At 62.9% G+C, this 19,411-nt stretch carries 19 protein-coding genes and 1 pseudogene; 8 read left to right on the forward strand and 12 right to left on the reverse strand.

All coding sequences use genetic code 11. The features are described 5' to 3' along the window. The first annotated feature begins 193 nt into the window (after positions 1-193). Complete coding sequence (locus MTR64_RS19835) at positions 194-805, forward strand: TetR/AcrR family transcriptional regulator (protein ID WP_243996278.1); 612 nt, start codon at positions 194-196, stop codon at positions 803-805. After that, complete coding sequence (locus MTR64_RS19840) at positions 798-2,051, forward strand: phytanoyl-CoA dioxygenase family protein (protein ID WP_243996279.1); 1,254 nt, start codon at positions 798-800, stop codon at positions 2,049-2,051. Before MTR64_RS19835 ends, MTR64_RS19840 begins: the two co-directional genes overlap by 8 nt. Before the next feature lie 113 nt (positions 2,052-2,164). On the opposite strand, the gene MTR64_RS19845 is transcribed toward MTR64_RS19840, so the two are convergent. Next, positions 2,165-2,785: an SOS response-associated peptidase gene (locus MTR64_RS19845; protein ID WP_243996280.1), complete on the reverse strand. Its 621-nt coding sequence runs from the start codon at positions 2,783-2,785 to the stop codon at positions 2,165-2,167. A 105-nt stretch (positions 2,786-2,890) separates the two neighbouring features. Here MTR64_RS19845 and MTR64_RS19850 point away from each other — a divergent pair, with 105 nt between their 5' ends. Continuing rightward, entirely contained in the window at positions 2,891-3,214 is a 324-nt protein-coding gene (locus MTR64_RS19850) for a hypothetical protein (protein WP_243996281.1), read from the forward strand. A 25-nt stretch (positions 3,215-3,239) separates the two neighbouring features. Here MTR64_RS19850 and MTR64_RS19855 read toward each other — a convergent pair. The 3 genes and pseudogenes from MTR64_RS19855 to MTR64_RS19865 form a co-directional block, all read right to left on the reverse strand. Next, positions 3,240-3,930: pseudogene (locus tag MTR64_RS19855) on the reverse strand (lytic transglycosylase domain-containing protein). After that, positions 3,918-4,160: a hypothetical protein gene (locus tag MTR64_RS19860; protein WP_243996282.1), complete on the reverse strand. Its 243-nt coding sequence runs from the start codon at positions 4,158-4,160 to the stop codon at positions 3,918-3,920. Before MTR64_RS19860 ends, MTR64_RS19855 begins: the two are co-directional and overlap by 13 nt. A gap of 45 nt (positions 4,161-4,205) precedes the next feature. Beyond that, on the reverse strand, positions 4,206-5,018 hold the full coding sequence (locus MTR64_RS19865) for a LytTR family DNA-binding domain-containing protein (protein ID WP_243996324.1): 813 nt from the start codon (positions 5,016-5,018) through the stop codon (positions 4,206-4,208). A 300-nt stretch (positions 5,019-5,318) separates the two neighbouring features. On the opposite strand from MTR64_RS19865, the gene MTR64_RS19870 reads away from it, so the two are divergent. Then, positions 5,319-6,896, forward strand: a complete 1,578-nt coding sequence (locus MTR64_RS19870; protein WP_243996283.1) for a hypothetical protein — start codon at positions 5,319-5,321, stop codon at positions 6,894-6,896. Positions 6,897-6,922: 26 nt separating this feature from the next. Here MTR64_RS19870 and MTR64_RS19875 read toward each other — a convergent pair whose 3' ends face one another. After that, positions 6,923-8,365 carry an acyl-CoA reductase gene (locus MTR64_RS19875; RefSeq protein WP_243996284.1) on the reverse strand — a complete coding sequence of 481 codons (1,443 nt, stop codon included), beginning with the start codon at positions 8,363-8,365 and terminating at the stop codon, positions 6,923-6,925. Then, positions 8,362-9,714, reverse strand: a complete 1,353-nt coding sequence (locus MTR64_RS19880; protein WP_243996285.1) for a hypothetical protein — start codon at positions 9,712-9,714, stop codon at positions 8,362-8,364. The genes MTR64_RS19875 and MTR64_RS19880 overlap by 4 nt, the downstream gene beginning before the upstream one ends. Positions 9,715-9,833: 119 nt before the next feature. On the opposite strand from MTR64_RS19880, the gene MTR64_RS19885 reads away from it, so the two are divergent. Next, a complete protein-coding gene (locus MTR64_RS19885; protein WP_243996286.1) occupies positions 9,834-10,574 on the forward strand; it encodes an IclR family transcriptional regulator in 741 nt (246 codons plus the stop codon). Between the two features lie 118 nt (positions 10,575-10,692). Here MTR64_RS19885 and MTR64_RS19890 read toward each other — a convergent pair whose 3' ends face one another. From MTR64_RS19890 to MTR64_RS19900, 3 genes are read right to left on the reverse strand one after another with little or no spacing between them, the layout of a single operon-like run. Beyond that, complete coding sequence (locus MTR64_RS19890) at positions 10,693-12,012, reverse strand: amidohydrolase family protein (RefSeq protein WP_243996287.1); 1,320 nt, start codon at positions 12,010-12,012, stop codon at positions 10,693-10,695. Positions 12,013-12,064: 52 nt separating this feature from the next. Continuing rightward, complete coding sequence (locus MTR64_RS19895; protein WP_243996288.1) at positions 12,065-13,339, reverse strand: cytochrome P450; 1,275 nt, start codon at positions 13,337-13,339, stop codon at positions 12,065-12,067. Positions 13,340-13,361: 22 nt separating this feature from the next. Further along, on the reverse strand, positions 13,362-13,688 hold the full coding sequence (locus tag MTR64_RS19900) for a 2Fe-2S iron-sulfur cluster-binding protein (protein WP_243996289.1): 327 nt from the start codon (positions 13,686-13,688) through the stop codon (positions 13,362-13,364). Positions 13,689-13,777: 89 nt separating this feature from the next. Here MTR64_RS19900 and MTR64_RS19905 point away from each other — a divergent pair, with 89 nt between their 5' ends. Beyond that, positions 13,778-14,290, forward strand: a complete 513-nt coding sequence (locus tag MTR64_RS19905; RefSeq protein WP_243996290.1) for a GbsR/MarR family transcriptional regulator — start codon at positions 13,778-13,780, stop codon at positions 14,288-14,290. Between the two features lie 62 nt (positions 14,291-14,352). On the opposite strand, the gene MTR64_RS19910 is transcribed toward MTR64_RS19905, so the two are convergent. From MTR64_RS19910 to MTR64_RS19920, 3 genes are all read right to left on the reverse strand, one after another. After that, complete coding sequence (locus MTR64_RS19910) at positions 14,353-14,940, reverse strand: carboxymuconolactone decarboxylase family protein (RefSeq protein ID WP_243996291.1); 588 nt, start codon at positions 14,938-14,940, stop codon at positions 14,353-14,355. A gap of 124 nt (positions 14,941-15,064) precedes the next feature. Continuing rightward, positions 15,065-15,895 carry a TauD/TfdA dioxygenase family protein gene (locus tag MTR64_RS19915; RefSeq protein WP_243996292.1) on the reverse strand — a complete coding sequence of 277 codons (831 nt, stop codon included), beginning with the start codon at positions 15,893-15,895 and terminating at the stop codon, positions 15,065-15,067. A gap of 398 nt (positions 15,896-16,293) precedes the next feature. Further along, positions 16,294-16,890, reverse strand: a complete 597-nt coding sequence (locus tag MTR64_RS19920; RefSeq protein WP_243996293.1) for a TetR/AcrR family transcriptional regulator — start codon at positions 16,888-16,890, stop codon at positions 16,294-16,296. Positions 16,891-17,142: 252 nt separating this feature from the next. Between MTR64_RS19920 and MTR64_RS19925 the strand changes: the two genes are divergently transcribed. After that, positions 17,143-18,363 (forward strand): sulfotransferase family protein, encoded by a 1,221-nt coding sequence (locus tag MTR64_RS19925; RefSeq protein ID WP_243996294.1) that lies wholly within the window; start codon positions 17,143-17,145, stop codon positions 18,361-18,363. Next, on the forward strand, positions 18,360-19,400 hold the full coding sequence (locus MTR64_RS19930; RefSeq protein WP_243996295.1) for a hypothetical protein: 1,041 nt from the start codon (positions 18,360-18,362) through the stop codon (positions 19,398-19,400). The genes MTR64_RS19925 and MTR64_RS19930 overlap by 4 nt, the downstream gene beginning before the upstream one ends. The last annotated feature ends 11 nt before the right edge of the window (positions 19,401-19,411 follow it).

Consider the following 19,411-nt stretch of genomic DNA (forward strand, 5'->3'; position numbering starts at 1 on the left):
AAAATCTAAAACAGATTTTGGGCCACTCAGAAGGGGGCAGATCAGCAGAGCATTTTCGCAAGTGTAAAGTTACACAATACACCTTCAGAGAATCCCGCAGTTTCTGACCTGCGCTCATGACGCAGTTGCATCCGCACTGCATGGATCTTACTGACTAACCAATCAGTCATTACGAGTCGAGGGAGAGGGCATGATGCGCAAGCGGTCCCGCAGTGATCCGGAAGAACGGCGCAGCCACATTCTCGACGAGGCGATCCGCATCGTCGGCCGGCACGGCTATCATGGCTTTACCATCCAGCAGCTGGCGCAGGTTTGCGGGATGACCAATGGTGGGCTGTTGTACCACTTCCCCTCGAAGGAGAACCTGCTGGTCGCCATCCTGGAAGAGCGGGACCGGCGAGATGCCGCGATCGTCCCGCAGGACGTGGACCTGAGCGCCCGGGATTGCGGCAGCGACAGTGGCTATGCGCTGTCTACCGTGCGGTCACTGCTGCGCGCGATTGTAGCGCGGACCGTGGCGGAACCGGAGCTGGCGCGGCTCCATGCCGTCCTTCAAAGCGAGGCCATGGCCCCTTCACACCCGGCTCATGGCTATTTTGAGCGGCGCGAGGCGATGGTCCTCGAAGAATTCGCCGCGATGCTCACCGGCCATTGCCGGGATCCCCGGTCGGCAGCCCGTCAAACGCTGGCGATGATCGACGGCCTGGTCCAGCAATGGCTGCGGGCGAACGGTGCCTTCGACCTGATCGCACAGTGGGATGCCGCGGCCGCCGCGATCCTGCCGGCTTCTTCCGCCCATGACTGAAAGGCTCGCCATGTTCCGCACGCTTGACCGGCGCACCCGCGACGATGCCGCGTTTCACGCTTTCGACCCGGAAAGCTTCTTCACCGCCGAATTTCCGGCGCTCGCTGCCCGGCACGGCCATCTGGTGGCCGGCGCGATCCGCATGCTGGGCGTGCCGCCGCTTGCGATCGAATGCGACGGCAGTGCCTGGACCATCACGGGAGAGGGCGGCACGGGACAGGATGGCACGATCTGGGCCGAACGGGGGATCGCGCCCGGCGCCATGGTGCTGACGCTCACCGGGGAGCAGTTCGGCGAATGGGCACAGAACCGGCTGACCCTTAACGGCATGATGACCGCGCGGTCACTGGTCTTCCGCGAGGGAACAGTGCGCGACATCTCGTGCTGGGATGCCATTTCGCATGCTCTCCTCGAAGGGTGGCCGGTGACAGACGATGGCCTGACGTTTACCGACCGCCAGGGCGCCCCGCTGGACCTCGCCCGCGCCTTCACGCCCAGGGACGATCCGGCGGAGATCTTCCAATTCCTGGCGCAGGCCGGCTATGTGCATCTGCGTGGCTGGCTGGATCCTAGGGACATGGCCGAAATCTGCGCCGACATGGACCGTGCCCTGCCGCATTACCGCGAGGGCGACGGCAAGTCCTGGTGGGCACAGCTGAGCGACGGATCGCGCCGCTGCGTGCGCCTGCAGGAATTCGTCGAACATTCGCCGGCGACGCGCCGCATCCTTTCGGGGGAGACCTGGGCGCGGATCCGCCATATCGTTTCGGGCGACGACACCCTCAAGGTGCTGCCGGCCGAAGGACGGGTGATAGAAGCGCTGTTCAAGCCGGCAGGCGTCGTCTCCGGCCCCTCGGACGTTTCGTTCCACCGCGACTGCCACCTCGGCCGCCACGCCTACAGTTGCTCGCGCCGGGTGGTGGGCATCGCCCTGACCGCCAGCAGCGCGGACAACGGCCTGCTGCGCGTGGTGGCCGGGTCGCACCGCGTCCATATGCCAGTGGAGCTGGCGAAGACCGCCTCCTACCTGCCCGTGATCGCGCTGCCGACCGAGCCGGGCGACGTGACGGTTCATCTTTCCTGCACCCTGCACGAAGCGACCCGGCCGGTTTCGGCCGAGCGCCGGGTGATGTACACGGAACTGCCGCATGCCGATGCGGTCTCCTATGCCGACACGGCCGAAGGCGAACTGCGCGAGCAGGTAACCGGCATACTGCGCGACCTGGAGCCTCGGACGGCCGCCTGACCGTTACAGCCACACCATGAACCGGGTCCTGGCGGGCCAGGCCCGGGAAGGACCTGCGTTCAACGTGAGGTTTTCCGGTCTTGAAACGGCTTCGTGCGCCAGCCATCCTTGTCTCAGAACAGAACGCCGGCGCGCGGCTTCGCCCAGGGTTCACTGGTGCGCTCGACATCGAGCGGGCCATCCCACGTCCGGCACAGGGCAAAGGCCTCTTCCGGCGTCCCTTCGACCCATTGCCGCCAGTGCTCCGGCCGCAGAATGGTGGGCATCCGGTCGTTGGCATCGCCCATCCGTTCACAGCCATCGACCATGACCATCGAATAGGCCTGCCCCCAGGCATCGGTCGGCCGCCAGATCCCGGCAACGGCAAAAAGAGCGGCATCGGGCAGGCTGAACCAGGTCCGGGTCATGCGGCCCTTCTCGCCATCCGCCTCGGCCCAGGCGGAGACCGGGACGAGGCAGCGCCGGTTCACGAAGCTGTCGCGCCAGAACGCGGTAGCGAGCTTGTCCTCGCGCGCATTGTTGACCGGCTTGGGCTTCAATGGCTGTCCGGTTTTCCTGCTCCTCAGCACCAGCGGAAATCCCCAGGTCATGGCGCATAGCGCACCCTCGGCAACGACCAGCCCGGGATAGCCGGGATAGACCTCGCCCGCGAAATTCGCCGGAGCGCCCGGATCGGCCCCGAACAACGTGGAAACGGCCTCGCGCGGCGCGGTCATGCGGTAGAGATTGCACACGCCGCGAGCATGACCTGCCAGGGCCAGGTGTCAATCGGACTGCGCCCAGCGCTCAGAATGTTCTATATACGTTCTCATGAACGCAATCCCGACTCGATGCCTGCGATGCGCTGGTCCCGCGACGGGGTAATGCTCCCCACCTGCATTCTCGAGGCGGCCACCTTCCAGCAATCGGTCCAGCTCACTTGCCGGTGCGGGCATACGGGGCGTTTCGAGGCCCACGGGCTGTGGTGGCATTTCGAGAGGCGGGGCTGGGACGACCGCTTCGCGGCTGCCCGGCCCCGCTTCTGGTGCCGGGTCTGCGCCTCGCGCGAGCGCCGCAAGGTCCATCCTGACCGGCTCGAGGCGGTGCCCTGGCAGCAAGGCGATGTCGAACTGCCCTGGCCGGAGGAGCGCCGGTGGAAACAGGCGACCGCGCGCTTGCGCTGAGACACGGCCCATTCGCTCCCGGGCTCTACGGCGCGACTGCAGCCCCCTCGCCTTCAACACGCGCGGTATCCCTGGAGCACTGTCCAGCCAGGACGGCGAACAGGCCTCCCGGACTCTCTTCACCCGGGACGGCCGGATCCCGCGCGCAGCGCAGGACCAGGAAGATCCCTCTCCCGGGTCCGCGCGCCTCGCGGCCATCTCCTGCGGCAAGCCGGACATCCAGCTTTGCAAGGTAGGCACGCGTTTCCGGGGGAAGCGGGCGTCCGGGGTCGAGATATTCGGCGTAGCGGGCCGGCCCCGCATTGTAGGCGGCGAAGAGGCCGGGATACCCGAACCGGTCGTAGAGCAGCCGCAGATAGAAACTGCCGGCGAGGATATTGTCGCGGGGATCGTGCGGATCGGGCCCCAACCCCAGCCGGTCCCGCATCGCGGCCCAGGTCCCCGGCATCAGCTGCATGAGGCCCATGGCGCCCGCGCGAGACGATCGGGCGGCCTGCCAGCATGGTGTGCCCGCCGCTCTCGGCCGCCATGACGCGGGCGATCCTCGCGGCGGGAATTCCGAAGCGCGAGGACGCTTCCGCGACATAGGCGGCCCAGCGCCCGCCGCTATCGGCTTGAGAGACTTGCGTTGCCAGCGAGGCGGCCGGCATCGGGAGTCTTGCCGGGGCCGCGCTCGCAAGCGCGAGCGACACCAGGCCAATATTCAGCGGGTCCATAGCGGCCATGCCTTGCCGACGATGGCGCTGCGCGTAGCGGCATTGACGCGGCTGAGAAGGTCGCGGGCCTCGAGGGCCGCAACCGGATCGGGAGCGGCAAGCTCGCAATCGTCGGCATTCACATGGAGATCCTGCGCGTGCCGGACTGCCATTCTCGCCTCATCGCGCACGAGGTTACCGGCGATACGGGTGAGATAGGCCCGGGGTTGATCGAGATCGTACACAGCCATTGCGGCGCCGCCCGTTCCATCATGCCTCGCTCGACTTGTCCGCGCTCAGGGGAGAAACCCCGCGTGTTTCAGCCGGGTTACGGATTCTCGCGCGACAGGTGCCATCTGACCGCTTGTGAGATGGATGACCCAGCTCCGTCCCGCCGAGACGGCCCGGTCGATGCCGATCCTTGCCACCCACCAGCTGCGATGAACCTGCTCGCCGGGAACGCCTTCCATCTCGGCTATGGCATCCCTCAGGCGCATCAGCAGAAGTTCACTATCGCTGGCACCATGGACACGGACGTAATGATCCTCGCCTTGAAGAGCGAGTATGGGTCCGGCGAAGCGCGGTGAAAGGCGATTGGCTAGGGGCGGTTCGAAAAGCCCGGATGCAGTACCTTCGGTTGCCGTCCGGTTTGCGTCCTTCTCCGCGCTCTCCTTCGTCCCGTCCTGCAAGGGCTTGTCCTGCATGTCTGTGGACACCCCTGCCAGCCTCAAGTCCGCACCTGAGGCCCAGCGTACCACTCCAAGCACAGCCAGCGCGCAGAGCAGTGATGATGGCAGGAGAACCGAGAGGCCCTCCAGCATCCTCAACTGCTCCTTTCCGATCAGGAGCCAGATCGCGACAAGGGGAGCTGAACAGAACCATACGCCCCAGAACACCAGCGGACCGCGCCGCATTCCTGTTGCAGCGGCGAGCTTGCCGAGCAGGAAGATCGCGGGCCGGACAACCAGATATGCCCCCAGCAGCAGAATGGACCAATCCAGGATACGGCCCGCAAGCCCTGTGGGTTCGTAAGTGTCGAAAGGCCCCAGGAAGCCGACCACGGCAGCAAGGACAAACATAGCCCAGAACTCGAGCAGCAGCCGGCGCATGTTGATCACATCATCCTCGTGCCATTTGGCGCAGCGTGAAGAGGAATATGGGCGATTTTCCGAAGGTTTTGCAAGTCGGATTGCCGAGTTACGGATTTGCGGTTGCGCCGGGGAGGCCTTGCACGATTAGCTTGTCCCGGCAGGACAGCGCAGTGCGGCCTAACAGGCCGGACCGTTCCTGCCGCGATACAAGATCATAACGATCGCAATGTCGGGAAGAGGCAGCAGATGGCCCCACTTTTTTCAAGGAACGCGGCAGTTCTATTGGTCTCCGCCGCCAGCCTGGCAAGTTGCACAGGTGTGACCCACAAGGAGACTGGCCTGACGCGGCCTGAGATCGGACGCTATCAGATCTCGACCGTTCCCTTCGACCGGGATCTTGTCCTGCGATCGGCGACCTATACGCCATCGGGCCGGGTTCTGGTGACTTACGCGAAGGATGAAAGTCAGGGAGAACGCCAGCTGGCCCTGGCCACGATGGACGACGACGGGCAGAATTTTCGCCCTTTCTTCTCGCAGCTCATCCCGCAACGGCCCAAGGACAACGGCATCCGCTTGATGGTCTTTCCCGACGACAGACGCATCTTCCTGGGTGACTTCGTCATCGAATGCAGCACGAGCCTGGAAACGTGCAAGGATCCGGCCCTCTTGCCGGTGGAATATCCGGCAGAGGTCGCGATTGGCGATTATATCTCGCACCGCTGGTCGGAAATCGTCGTTGCGCCGGATAACCGCCACATCGCCTGGAACGCACTGCTGTCCAATTTCGCCGTTGCCGTCTTCACAGGCGAATTGCGCAAGTCGGGCGGCACCTACGCCATCGTCAGCCCGCAGATCGTCAGCACGTTGGACCCCTTCCGCCCCGATCCGGATCATCCCGGCGGCGTGCTGCCCGCCCCGCTGCGCGGCGGCGAAGTGAAGCAGTTCATCCACGGCGGCACGGCGCTTTCGATGGTCGGCGCAGTTCGCCGCGACGTTCCGGATTCCGTCGCGCTGAGCCTGGTTACCGGCAAGACCGAGGCGATCACCGACACCCCCGGCTACACCGAGACCACCATCTTTTCGCCCGATGAACGGCTCGGGATCACCATGACTTCCCGCTTCTCCAGGGTCACCGACCCGGCAATCCTGGGCCTGGTGCCCCGGCCTTATCCGGACAGCCTCAACATCGGCGTCAGCATGCTGGCCTATACGTATGCCGTTACCGGAGTGCGCAACCAACGGCCCGGCAACATCGGCCCTGCCCTCATCGATATCCAGGCCTCGAAAACACAGGAGGGGTATCAGGGCATGGACCTGAACACGCAGGAGGACTGGGTATACTATTCGCCCATGTCATGGTCGCCGGACGGCAGGAAGGCCATGTGGATCGAAGGCCGGCGCGACAGTCCATCCAAGCGAATCCAGCTCGTGACCTTGCCCGATTACCGTCCGGGCCCGCCGGTCGCCGCCGCCACCACGCCGGATCGCATAGCCTTTGGCTCAAGTGACCTATCGCGGGTGGAGGACTATGCCCGGGCCGCCCAGGACATCGACGTGAAGGTCTATGGGCGAAAGTCCGGCTATCTCACCTATCGCCACATGCCCGGCGGCGTGATCGAGAAGCACTACTTTGACTTCAGCGACGACGGGACAGCCATCTATTCGGGCGATGAACGGCTGGAAGCCAATCCGCTTGGCCGCTCTACCTACAGGGCCGATCTGCGCCTGACAGGCCCGAAACCGGGCGCCATGCATCTGCGGATGACCTTTGGTCCGCTGGGTGGTCTCTTGCCGGCACAACTCATCTTCAGCCCGGACAGCAACGGTCTGCCGCTCACCCGGGGCTATGCGGAATACGACGGGCACCGGCTCGATGTTTCGACCCTCGTGCCGTGAAGGCCGGTGTCCGTGCCGACAAATCGTCAGAACAGTCCAGCCGAGATTGCATCCTCGTCCGACATCCAGTGAACGAAGCGCTGCAGAGGGAACATCGCATCATGCGGTCCGCCCATCACGTGCTTCGCCGCCCCGCCCAGACGGACCACACGCTGCGCACCTGCACTGGCGAGGCGGTCGCGCAGCGCGCGTTTGCGGGAGCCAGGATAGACGCCAATTGTCTGGGTCGCGACGTTAACATGCCGCACGGCCTGTTCCAGTGATGGCACATGCACCACGTTGGCTGTCTTGTTGGAGGGATGGAAGCCGACTGGCTCCTCTGTCAGCACGACCAGTCCGCGGCCATCGAAAGATCCCCAGACCTTCGCTTCATCCATGAGCGCCAGCATATCGACCTCGTCCTTGATTTCTGACGAAGGCGGCGGGGCATCGGCAGACGCCGAAAATCTGTCAACCGCGAGACGGCGCGCGAGCACCTCGCAAAACGTCTCGATCCCGGCACGCTCGCCTTCGACGAAGATGAAGCGGCTGGCGAGGCAAGCGTCCTGGTTGAATACCGTAAGATCGCTTGCGGCCAGCTCCGCAACCTCGTCGATCACTTCGTCCGATACGAAGGCCTCCGCACCAATCATCGAGATCGAGGTCTTGGGATCGAACGACACCAGCTGGATTCCCGGCCCCAGGTACTTGATGACGTTGTTGATCGCATCGCCGCCGCCCCATGCAACGATACGGTCAAAATATTGCGGGCGGTAAAGCATGCGCTCGACGCGTTCGTCGCCCCCCTTCCAGTACACAGCCGACATCGACCTGACGACCGGGTGCGACGGATCGACGTCGGCCATGGTCCGCAAGATGGCCACGCAAGTGAAGGGATCGCTTGAGGGCATCTTGAAGACATTGACCGCCTTGACCAGAGCGCCCTGGGCAATCGAGGAAATGCATCCTGTGGGCGAGTTCCCCGCCAGCATGTGCACCATGCGCGGCGGGAAGGCCCTGAGTGCGCCGACATTTCCAAGCACGTCCGTGCGCTCGACCCAGCCGTCCAGCACGGCAGGATTTGCGAAGTTCGCCTCGACATTGCTCCACAACGCCGTGGGAGAAAGGTACCCGGGGGCGCTGCGAAACAGGTTTTCGATTACGCGCCTCGGCAGGGGATTGACCTTGCACGTGTGTTCGAGCGCATGCTGCATGTAGGGGTTGGTATCGAGATCGAGGTGTTTCCCGCATTCCGCGAGGAATTCGATGATCTCGGAGACCGGAACATCGAGCAGGGGCGGCAGTTCCGAGCGCGGGGTAACCAGGGCATCGCCATCGATGGCTGGCGTCGCGAAATCGACGCCGAGATCGCGCGAACGATGCCTGACGGCATCGCCGCGCACCAGTTCACCCCGAATGAAGAAATCGACAGGAACCGGAATTTCGCCTGCTCCAGCCGGCGATTCCGTTCTGATGTTGGTCGCGGTCATGACAGTCCTCGCACATAGGCATCGACAGTTCCCGAGCAGCTGATCTTGTCATCGCCCTCAAGGTCCGAATAGCGGGCGATGTTGTCCCGGATGGACGGAGACGAGGCACCGCATTCGCAGCGGCCAAAATCGATCTGGATCCTGTCGCCGGAGATCAGGCCACCCCAACGCCCATCGAGCGACAGGTCGAAAAAGGCGGCACGCCCCTCGACTTCACCGCTGCCGGGGATCGGCACGAGGGCATCACCCTCCTTGTTGAGCGGCAGGCAGACCAGCCATGGCGGCACGTGGTAGCGCCCTCCCTTCTGGCAGCGCGGCATGGCCGTCTGTATCTCCTGCATGCTGTACATCTGATAGCTGTTCGCGGCCTGCAGGTTGAACGTCTCGAAAACGAATTCCCGGTAGTTTTCGGGCAGTTTCGCCCCTTTCAGGCCGCCTGCGACATAGGATATGTTTTCAGGGTGGAAGTCTTTGGCACCGTAGCCGCGGTTACGGACTTCTTCCGCAATCGGGAAAAGGGCGCCCCACATTCCCGAAATGAAGAGCTTTTCGCCTCGAGCCTCGATCAGTGCGTCGGCGCAGATGCCAACCGCTGCATCCATCGCCTTTTGCCGCTCGGCCGAGACTTCCTCGAACTCTGCGATGTCGCCGGGGCGGGCGGTTCCCTCGGCAATAGCCTTGCGCAGCGCGATCATCCGGCTGATGGACCCAACCGTAATCGGGGGAACCGGATAGCTGAACCGTTCCTTGCCGGGCACGCCAAAGGCGTCGCGCAGTGCCTCGCCGATCACGGCATTACGCGGCACCTGGGTGATGGGCGCAAGACCGAACACGATGCGGTCCTGTTGCGGTCTCACCCCGGTCCCCCAGGACACTGCATTGACGTTGTCCTTGCAGAACCACTCGATATCAGACGGAGACGACGGCAACATGGCGGGCTTGCCGGTCGTGCCGCTGGTGCACGAGATATAGTGGCCTGCCGTCTTCAAACGCTCAACCCATTCGTCGATATCGGCTATGCCTTCCAGGTCGACGCCGTTCAGTGGATGGGCATCTACGGTGCCAAGCCATTTGGTCAGGCGATCCCACTGGCCATCGCTCAGGACGCGCTCGGGATAGCTCTTGTAGGCCGTATGCGGCAGCAGCAGCGGCACGACATCCGCAAGCTCCCGGATCCGGGTAATTCCGGCTTCCTTCGCACGGTGCGCAACCAGCTTCACCTTGCCGGCGAATTCCTGCAGCCGTTCATCGAGAGCCGCGACTTGTGTCTCGCGCAGTTCCTCGATCGGGACGCAGTAAGCTTCATCACTGCCCTGCATCCCCATAAGCCTGTCGACAGCCTCTCCCATTCTTCTCTCCTCTCGTCAGGTCAGGGCGGAGAAGCCTCGGCCCCTCGGGGATTGACCTGCATTTTGTATCGCATTACGATACGTTATATTGCATAACGATATAGGACTAGATTTGGGTCATGGCTGTCAAGTCAAATCAGAGCGCGGAACGGGTCCTGCAGGTTCTCGACGCGATCGCGGCCAACCAGCCGGTCGGCGTCAGCACGCTCTCCCGGATCCTGGACTTGGACAAGAATGCCGTACAACGCGCCCTGGTCACCCTGGCGCAGACCGGGTGGATCGCGGCGGCGCCTTCGCCAAGCAAGGGTTGGGAACTGACGGCGCACATATTTTCCATAGCGCACAAGGGGCAGCGCAAGAACGACCTGCGGCAGCGCGCACGCCCGGAACTCGAGGCGCTGCGCAATGCGACCGGTGAAACCGCGATCCTGACCATCCCGACTTTCGACGAGTTCATCATTGCCGACGTAGTCGAAAGCCGTCAGGTACTGCGGTCCGTGCCCGACATCGGAGAGATAGCCCCTCCCCGGAACAGCGCCACGGGACTGGCGGTGCTGCCCTACCTGCCTGCGGAGCGCCAGCGCATCCTGCTGGGCACCGCCCCCGATCAGCCTCTGCTCGAACAATATGCGAATACGCTTCGGCGCGGCTTCGCGGTGGCAGTCGATGCTCCGGTCGCGGGCGGCGCCAGTATTGCCGCAGCGATTTTCGATGCGCAGGGCTTGCCATGCGGCGCCATCGTCATTGCCGGCCCGAAGGACCGCTTGCCGCCTCAACGCCAGGACGAGATCGGCGAACTGGTAAGAACTGCCAGCATCAACCTGTCCCACGCCGCCCCGGTACGGCATCCGGCCGCCTAGCGGCCTTCGGCAGCAGGACAGTCCGCGCCTGCCCGGGTAGCGAGGTTCGAACTCGGGCTATTGACCCTGCGCGGTAAGGCTTAGCCGATCACGCAGGGTCAACCAGTCCTGAGCAATGTCAGGCAGGTTCGGCATGTTTGGTGAACATGGCGATGATGTCCCCCGAGGTCACCGGCCGCGGCTGTTCACCGGCCGCCAGCGGTGCTGCACCGCCGGTCGATATCAGGGCGGTATCCACCCCTGCTTCCCTGGCCTGAGCCCGCAACGCTCCGACCGTCAGTTCCTCGCGCTTGTGATGATCGAACATCGGGAAGTTGTAGAGCCGCATGGCATTGCGATGCGTCACCTTGTCGATCTGTTCATCGGTCAGGAACTGGGCCGACTTCCAGAGGATTTCCGGTGCATTGGGCCACGGTGCATCCGAATGCGGATAATCGACTTCGTAGCAGACGTTGTCCTCGCCGATGAGGTCGAGGTTACGAAGACCATAGGCATCGTCGATGAAGCAGCTGGAGAAGTGGCGCCTGAAGCGCTCGCTGGGCTTCTCGTCGCCGAAGTACTGGTTCGAGTGCGTCCAGACATGATGCTGTTCGTGGCTGTAGTCGGCCCGTTCCATCAGATAGGGAATCCAGCCGATGCCGCTTTCGGAAAGGCACACCTTCATGGACGGATAGCGGGTCAGTGCCGCCAGATTGAGCCAGTCGGCGGCACCGAAGGCCACCGCCATAGGCATCGTCGCGATGTTGACCTCGATAGGGCTTTCCATCGACGGGTGCGGCGAGACATTGCCGGTGCCGATGTGCAGGCAGATCGCGGTATCGCAATCGGTCACCGCCTTCCACAGCGGCTCCCAGTATTCATTGTGGATCGAGGGCAGCCCGCGCATGGTCGGATTATCGCTCATGGTGACCGCGAAACAGCCCTTGTCGGCGAGCCGCCGCACTTCCCTCGCTGTTTCGTCCATGTCCCACAGCGGCAGGCAGCCGATCGGGATGAAGCGGCCCGGATATTTCCCGCACCATTCGTCGATGTGCCAGTCGTTGTAGGCACGCATGTGAACCAGAGCCTGCTTCTTGTCGTCGGCGGAAATGAACAGGCCGCCATCGATGCCGGCAAAGCTTGGAAAATTGAGGCTGGCGGCAACGCCGTTGACGTTCATGTCGCCGATGCGTGCATCGACGTCCCAGCAGCCCTTGCGGAGCTGGTCGAGGTTGGTCGGCTCCATGCCGTATTCCTCGCGCACGCGTCCGGTAACAGCGTTGAGCGCGACCGACTGGATCTGCTTGCCCTGATATTCCCAGTAGTTGGCACCGTCCGGCTTCACCTTGAGCTTGGGCGCCGTCGCGTAGTCCTGGCCCGACAATTGATTGTCGAACACGGTTCCCGGCTCGGTGATGTGATCGTCGACACTGACAATCACCATGTCTTCCATTTTCATGGCTTCACTCCCATGCGCGGATCTTCTGCCGCGCGTTTCCATTTGCAATTGCTCACCAGACGAGCGGAACCGCAGCGGGGCCCACGACGCCGCCGGGCTTGTAGGCGATTTCCGTTCCCGGCTTCACGGAGAACCTGGGAATCCGCTTGAGCCATTCCTCAAGGGCGACCCTGAGTTCGAGCCGCGCAAGGTGCCCGCCCATGCAGCTGTGAACACCTACCGTGAACGCGAGGATCGTCTTGCGGGGTCTGTCGAAATCGACCTTGAGCGGATCGGGGAACACGTCCGGATCGAAATTCGCGGCCGGCAGGCAGGTCATGACCCGGTCACCGGCTTTCATGCGCACGCCGCGCAGCTCGATGTCATGCGTCACATAGCGGCTGGAGAAGGTAACGGAATATCTCCGCAACAGCTCCTCGACGATCTTGTGCATGTCGCCCGGGCGGTCGATGATTTCCTGGACCCGGTCCGGATTGCGCGCGAGCCACAGCCAGATGTTGTTGAGCGTGGCGTAGACCGTATCCAGCCCCCCGATCCACAGGAAGCAAACGAAGCCGAACACTTCCTTGTCGGAAAGCGGGCGCCCGTCGATGCTGGCATTGGCAATAAGGCTGATCACGCCCTCGTCGGGATTGGCCTTCTTCTCCGCAATAGCCCCCTTGAGGTAGGCAATGGCCTTGCCGAAGGCCATGCCCACTTCGGCCGGATCCTGGGAGTGGATCATGATGTCGGCCCACTCGACGAAAGTCGGCAGCATGTCCTGGGGCAGCCCCATGATGTCGAGGAACACCGAGACGGGCAGAGGGCGGCCGAACGCCGTCGTGAACTCGCATTCGCCCTTTGCCGCAAACTGGTCGATCAGATCGCCTGCACGCTGGCGGATCTTGCCTTCCAGCTTCGCGACGCCGGCGGGACAGAACAGCGGATCGACGATGTTGCGGTATTTCCGGTGATGCGGCGGATCGATCTCCTGCGGAATGAAGAAGAAATAGTCGTTCGGGTCACGCGGAAAGGGTGCTGCCTCCAGGTTCCGGAAGGTCTCGGCATTGCGCAGAACGTGCAGGCAATCCTCATGCTTGGTGAGAATCCACGAGTTCCCGAACGGCGAGACGTTATAGAACACCGGCGGAAATTTCTCATGCATCGCCGCCATGTAGTCATGGGGCTCCTGCAGATATTCGGCGCCGGTAATCAGCCCGGCGTCGAGGATCAGCTCGGGCGGCACATGATCGGGAATCTGGTCCGGTCCTGCCCGCTTCGGCAGGTTGGGGCATTGGGGATTGGCAGGGTCCTGCACGAAGACCATTTCGCTGCTTTCAGTCGCCATTGAACCTCTCCGTTCGCGGTGGTCAGAATTGGGTTTCGGGCAGATGTACAATCAGCCCATCGAGATCGTCCGTCACCGTGATCTGGCACGAAAGACGGCTCGTGGGCTTCACTTCGCAGGCAGCCGCCTCAAGCAGCTCCTTCTCGACGTCGTTCGCGGGACCACCGACCGTCGCGGCCCAGGCCTCGTCAATGTAGCAATGGCAGGTCGCACAGGACGGCGCGCCGCCACACTCTCCCGCAATGCCTTCAACGCCATTGTAGAGCGCACCGTGCATAACATTTTCGCCAACGGGAACCTCAACGGTGGCCGCACGGCCATCATGCGACACGTATGTGATCTTCGGCATTCCCTCGTTCCTCTGCTCCGGCGGGGATTTTCTCCCCCACAATCCGGGATTGTCCGCCCTCCCCCCTGCACAATGGGACTCAGTGCAGTATGGAGGTTGCAATCCCTATTGAAATACACAATATTCAGGACATACTGAACATGTCAAACGATAAACTCACCCCGAGCCAGCAGGCTTTCATCGACGCTTTCGCGAACATGCTTCTCAGCTGGGGCATGACGATCGGTCCGGCGCGCCTCTATGGATATCTGCTGCTTGTGCAGGCGCCAGTTTCGCTGGACGAATTCACCGAGGTTCTGGGCATCAGCAAAAGCGCCGCCAGCACGGCAGCCCGCGAACTCGAATCCATGGGCATAGCCCACCGGATCACGGATCGCGGCAGCAAGCGCATTCGCTACGAAGTATCAAAAGACCCCGGAATTGCCTTGCGCAGCCATGCCGACCTGCTCGGCAAGATGGCCGACCTCATCAGCGCCAATTGCGATGCGATAGTTTCCGGTACCGCGCGCCAGCGCCTGACAGAACTCGCCAGTTTCCACCGCAACCTGAAGCAGGCGATGGAAACGGTGATCGATCAGCATCAATCCGGGCTGGCAGAATGAGGCGGGGCAGCGAAATCGCCGTCGAGGCAGCACAGGCTGTCCGGCAATACCATGCCCCGGCCTTATTCTGGTTTTGAGGCCCTGCCGGAAAGCGAGAGGCCGTCCTCAAGCTGCACGCCAATGGCGACCAGCCCCCAGGCCACCATGGTGAAATATCCCGCAGCGTGGATCAGATCCATGATCTGCTGGCACGACATGACGGCAGTAAGCTCGGCCCAGGCCGCATCGTCAATCTTGCCGCCGTCGCAGGTCTGGTCGACCGCTGTCAGCAGCATGCGGTCTTCGCGATTCCAGATGGGCGATGAGCCGCCGGTCCTTACGGCCGCAATCTCTGCTTCGGTCAAGCCCGCCTGACGCGCGGTCAGCGAGTTGTGCCCCCACTGGTATGTGGAGTTGTAGCGATGGGCGACGCGCAGCACGATCAGCTTCTGCTGACGCGGGCTGAGCGTCGAATTGAGGATGAAGTACTTGCCGAGATCGAGCGAAGCCAGCGCCAGTGGCGGGTGATTCGCCAGCGTCATCATCGTGTTGGAGCGCGAGCCCTTCTCACGGGCCTCATCCCCTTCCCAGAACGCGAAAACGTCTCGCGCAGCCTCTGTCCATTCCGCGCGCGCCAGCGGGGCAATGCGGGGCGTTTTCGCCTCAGTCACCAGATCATCTCATCCCTTATTGGACACGCGTGAAGCACGCTCGTGCATGACCCGGCCGTGCCAGCGGCGCCGGCCGGGTCCACATGTCCTGAGCGCGATTACGCCCGCGCGATCCGGCTTAGTCTCAGGAAAAGGCTTCCTCGCCTTCCAGCTTGGTGCGGTGCATCTGCCGGTCGCAATCGAGCGGATAGGCCATCGCGCGATGCATGGTGCCGGTGTTGTCCCACAGCACGGCATCCCCGACTGACCAGGTATGGCTCAGCGAGAAACGCTCCTGCGTCGCCCAATCGCGCAGCTTGACCAGCAAGCGGCGGCTTTCCAGCGGATCCATGCCGACGATGTAGTCCGCGGTGGACCCCAGCACGAGCGACTTGCGGCCGGAATCGTGCGTCCAGACCAGCGGCAGCTCGTTGGTCCCCAGAGCTTCCCATTCCTCATACTTGGCAAGGCTGGGCTCCGGATCGACATAGAGCTGCGAGTTCACGAAAGAGTGCACCACGCGCAATTTGCCGAGCGCTTCCTTCTCCTCGTCCGACAGCGCGTCATAGGCAGCGTAAGTGTTGCAGAACTCGGTATTGCCGCCGACGGGCGCGGTCTTCTTGCAGGTCAGGATCGACGCGAACAGCGGCACTTGCTGCATGGTGCCGTCTATGTGCCAGTAAAAGGCGCCCTTCACGTAATCGGCCTGCGGATTGACCTTCTTGTCCATCGAGATCTTGAAGACGTCGCCGCGCATTTCCGGGACCCATTTCCCGAGCGTCTTGGTGAACTCGATCTGCTCCTCGTCGTCGAAATGCACCTGCGAGAAGACGATGACACCGCGATCCTCAAGCATTTCGCGGATCTGGCCGGCAAACTTGCCGCTCAGAAGCGCTTCCTTGCTGGCATCCACCACCGCGCCGATCAGCGGCTTCACTTCCTGAACGGCGAACTTGTCTGCAACGGCTGCTGTCATATGCCCAAACTCCTGCCCAAACTTCTCAAGGCCTGCGGCTTTGCCGGATACTGGCCTGAATCACAAAAAATTTGAACACCTGTTTAGCGCATTGCGGCCAGCACCGTCAATTCTGATATTATCAAATAATATTAGTATGTTACAGAGAGAACCCACCCTTCCGCCCGATCGCAAAACGGGGCTGGAGAATGCGAATGCGGTCTGCCAGCCGAGTGCTTGGCCAAGCCGCCAGCCCCCTCGGCGGCGAGCATGGGCGGGCACGCCAGCATCTGGCGAAGCCGCCCCGGCAGTGTGCGGCAAAGCGCCCTGCACACCTCAGCGCAGACGCGCAAATAGCTGCTACTGAAGAGCGGCATCCGGCCGGACGATGCGATGCACCGCAGGCCGGATCGACAGAGTCAGCGGTCAGGCTCGTAGAGCGTAAACACCTGATGTATCAGGTCCCGCGCCTCTTCGTGCCCCGCCGATATGCCCAGCTGATCCTCGCGCGACAGTGACAGCGCCAGACTCGTCGCGATGAGCGCGAGGCAAGACGAAGGCAGCGGCGCCTTTCCGGCCATGCGGCTGACGGCACCTTCGATGGCCCGCACCTGGACGGCCCTGGATTCCTCAATGAAATACGCGACTTCCTGCCGCAACCCCTCGATGCGGTTGGCCAGCGCCATGAATTCGGAGATCAGCCGCACGTCGGTTGTATGAATGCAGACGTCCCACAGTTCCCGCAGCGGTTTTTCGGTTTTGGCTGCCTCGGTAAGGCGGGCCAGTTCACGTTCGGAAAGCCGGTGGAAAGTGTGGACGATCAATTCGTCCATCGTGCGGAAATAGTAATAGATGAGGCGCTGCTTCACCCCGATATATTCCGCCACGCGGCGCGAGGTCAGTGCAGCGTGCCCTTCCTCACGCAGAATTACCTCCGCGCCGTCCAGCATGGCATGCCAGTTCTCCGAACCAACCGGCCCCATGCGCCGATCGGATTTTTGCTGCGTCTTGGCCATGACCCCCTTTCGAAACGATCCGGTTGCGTAGACAGGTCGAGCCCTTGCGTAAAGTCCTCCAGCGGAACGCTTGACATGCCGGGAAAGCGCTAACAATGTGACGAACAATTCAACCGTGAAGAAGCAGTCAGGCAAACAGGGTACGCGCTTGCGGCGAAAACTCCGGGACGAGACCATAAGACCACCAGCTTCGCGAACACCCGGCCTGCCTTGGACCAGGACCGGTTGCTGCATTCATTCTGGAGCTCATTGATGCCTTTTTCCTTCGACCTGGATCAATGCCCGTTCATCGAAACATTGATCGACGAGGCAGGACGCGAAATGGATTTCACCGAGCTCGGCGATCCATCGCGCAATGCCGGCATGGAAGCCCTTCTCGAATCCATGAGAGAAGAAACCTGGGCGCAAATGACCCCGAAGGCCCGGGAGCTGGCGACAGATACCCTGCTCCACTATCTCGTAAACCGCATGTGGCTTGCAGCTGACCGCGCGGCCTTCCCGGAAATCACCCGCCAGAAGATCGAGGCGCCGCTGATCATTGTCGGTCCTCCGAGGTCGGGATCGACGTTGCTGCACACGCTGCTCAGCCTTGACCCGGATAACATGGCGCCGGAACACTGGATCTGCCGGGAACCGAGCCCCCCGATCGCCAGGCTTGCCCCCTCCCCGGAACGCATGGAGGAGGCACAACGGCGCATGATGAAGCAGTTCGAGCTCGTCCCGGACATCTTCGTCACGCACCCTTACATGATCGAGGAAGGCTCCGGCGCACTCGCGGAATGCGGAAGCGATATCCTGAGCATGGCAGGCACCAGCCAGCAATTGTGGTGCTTCTGGGGCGGCGAGACCTACAAGCGCTACCTGCTGGAGGCGGACCACACGGCCGCCCTGGGATTTCATCACGACTTCCTGCAGCACGTGCAATGGGGCAGCGACGGCAAGCGCTGGGCCCTGAAGGGCTCGGATCATATGCTGTGGCTGGCCGAACTGGCAGCGCGGTATCCGGACGCCAGGCTGATCTGGACGCACCGGGACCTTGCCCAGCAACTCGGATCGCTGGCCAGCGTTCAGTCGATCCTGCTGGGTCTGCGCGGCCACCCGGTCACCCCGGAACAGCGGCATGCGCAAGGCATACGGGCGATCGAGTTGCAGCATGCGGCCATCGAAAAGGCGATGAAGGCGCGCGAGGCCATCGGGGAAGATCGCTTCATCGACGTTTCCTATCACGACATGATGGCCGATCACCTCGGCACTGTGCGGCGCATCTATGAACAATGCGGCCTCGAGGTTTCACCGCGACACGAAGCCAGCATCCGCGCCTGGCTCGCGGATCACCACCAGACGAAACACGGCGTTCACAAGCACTCGCCGACGGAATTCGGCCTGGATGCAAGGGCCATCAATGAACGTTTTGCCGGCTACCTCGATCGCTTCGGCTTCGGGTTCGGCATCCGCCCCGAACTGACCTCGTGACCGGACCGGCCGCCGATCTTGCCGGAGGGCTCGACGCCGCGCTGGAATATTTCCAGCCCGAACGCCCTGCCGATCCTGAAATGCGCGATTCGGCCACCCTGTGGGTCATGGACAAGTCCGGCCGCTTCGCCCTGCCCCGCGTCACGATCGATGTCGTGGGCGGAGAATGGGAGACGCCGCGCCTCCAGCTGAATTTTGCCGCAGAAGGCGGCAAGGTGATGCGCGTGTGGTCGCAGGGACCGGGCGGGCTGGCTCTCGACGGCGATGGCCGCGCAATGACGCGCGATGCCGGGGCATTGCGGTTTGCCTGCCTCGAACCCTTTCGGCGCTGGGCGCTGGAATTCGACGGCACCGCGATGCGTACGACCACCCAGGCCGAGCTGGAAGCAAGCCAGGATGCGGTCCCAGCTGCGCTCGCCTTCCGGCTGGAGGCCGAAATGGCTGCCCCTCCCTGGCTGATGGGCGGTTTGACGCCCGAAGCGGCAAGCAGGATGCTGGGGGGAGATGCCTCGGCACTGATGGGCGGCGTGCGTTACGAGCAGCTATGCCGGATACGCGGAACGATATCCTATGATGGCGCGGACCACGACGTGGACGCAACCGGAATGCGGGTACGCCGGCAGGGCGTGCGCAACATGTCCTCTGCCATGGGCCATTGCCAGCACTCCGCCCTGTTTCCGTCCGGCCGGGCGTTCGGCGCGATCGTCATGGCGCGCGGCCCCGAAGGCCCGGAGACCTTCAACGAGGCCTTTCTGCTGCAGGGTGACGGCCGCAAGGTGGCAGCGCGCGTTGCCCGCGCGCCGTGGATGACCAGACTCGGCCCGGGAGGGGAAGACGTCGGGCTCGTCCTGGAAAGCGAGGTAGGCACAATCCGCATCGAAGGGCAGGCACTGCTGTCGATGTTCGATCACTACAACTTCGAAATGGCCGGCACCTCGGTGCTCCACCAGGGAACGGCGCGGTATGTCTGGGACGGCGAGGAAGCGATTGGCCTGATCGAGCGGTGCACCTTGCGCAGCCGCCTCAACGGGCTCTGAGGGGAGGAGAC

The organism is Novosphingobium album (ex Hu et al. 2023) (genome assembly GCF_022832385.1).
In the GTDB taxonomy this organism is placed as follows: Bacteria; Pseudomonadota; Alphaproteobacteria; order Sphingomonadales; family Sphingomonadaceae; genus Novosphingobium; species Novosphingobium album.

Bases quoted from the DNA above. Each gene is read 5' to 3' on its own strand.
- MTR64_RS19835 (WP_243996278.1), top strand. From the start codon at position 194: ATGCGCAAGCGGTCCCGCAGTGATCCGGAAGAACGGCGCAGCCACATT.
- MTR64_RS19840 (WP_243996279.1), top strand. From the start codon at position 798: ATGACTGAAAGGCTCGCCATGTTCCGCACGCTTGACCGGCGCACCCGC.
- MTR64_RS19850 (WP_243996281.1), top strand. From the start codon at position 2,891: ATGCGCTGGTCCCGCGACGGGGTAATGCTCCCCACCTGCATTCTCGAG.
- MTR64_RS19860 (WP_243996282.1), bottom strand. From the start codon at position 4,160: ATGGCTGTGTACGATCTCGATCAACCCCGGGCCTATCTCACCCGTATC.
- MTR64_RS19865 (WP_243996324.1), bottom strand. From the start codon at position 5,018: ATGCGCCGGCTGCTGCTCGAGTTCTGGGCTATGTTTGTCCTTGCTGCC.
- MTR64_RS19875 (WP_243996284.1), bottom strand. From the start codon at position 8,365: ATGACCGCGACCAACATCAGAACGGAATCGCCGGCTGGAGCAGGCGAA.
- MTR64_RS19880 (WP_243996285.1), bottom strand. From the start codon at position 9,714: ATGGGAGAGGCTGTCGACAGGCTTATGGGGATGCAGGGCAGTGATGAA.
- MTR64_RS19885 (WP_243996286.1), top strand. From the start codon at position 9,834: ATGGCTGTCAAGTCAAATCAGAGCGCGGAACGGGTCCTGCAGGTTCTC.
- MTR64_RS19890 (WP_243996287.1), bottom strand. From the start codon at position 12,012: ATGAAAATGGAAGACATGGTGATTGTCAGTGTCGACGATCACATCACC.
- MTR64_RS19895 (WP_243996288.1), bottom strand. From the start codon at position 13,339: ATGGCGACTGAAAGCAGCGAAATGGTCTTCGTGCAGGACCCTGCCAAT.
- MTR64_RS19900 (WP_243996289.1), bottom strand. From the start codon at position 13,688: ATGCCGAAGATCACATACGTGTCGCATGATGGCCGTGCGGCCACCGTT.
- MTR64_RS19905 (WP_243996290.1), top strand. From the start codon at position 13,778: ATGGAGGTTGCAATCCCTATTGAAATACACAATATTCAGGACATACTG.
- MTR64_RS19915 (WP_243996292.1), bottom strand. From the start codon at position 15,895: ATGACAGCAGCCGTTGCAGACAAGTTCGCCGTTCAGGAAGTGAAGCCG.
- MTR64_RS19920 (WP_243996293.1), bottom strand. From the start codon at position 16,890: ATGGCCAAGACGCAGCAAAAATCCGATCGGCGCATGGGGCCGGTTGGT.
- MTR64_RS19925 (WP_243996294.1), top strand. From the start codon at position 17,143: ATGCCTTTTTCCTTCGACCTGGATCAATGCCCGTTCATCGAAACATTG.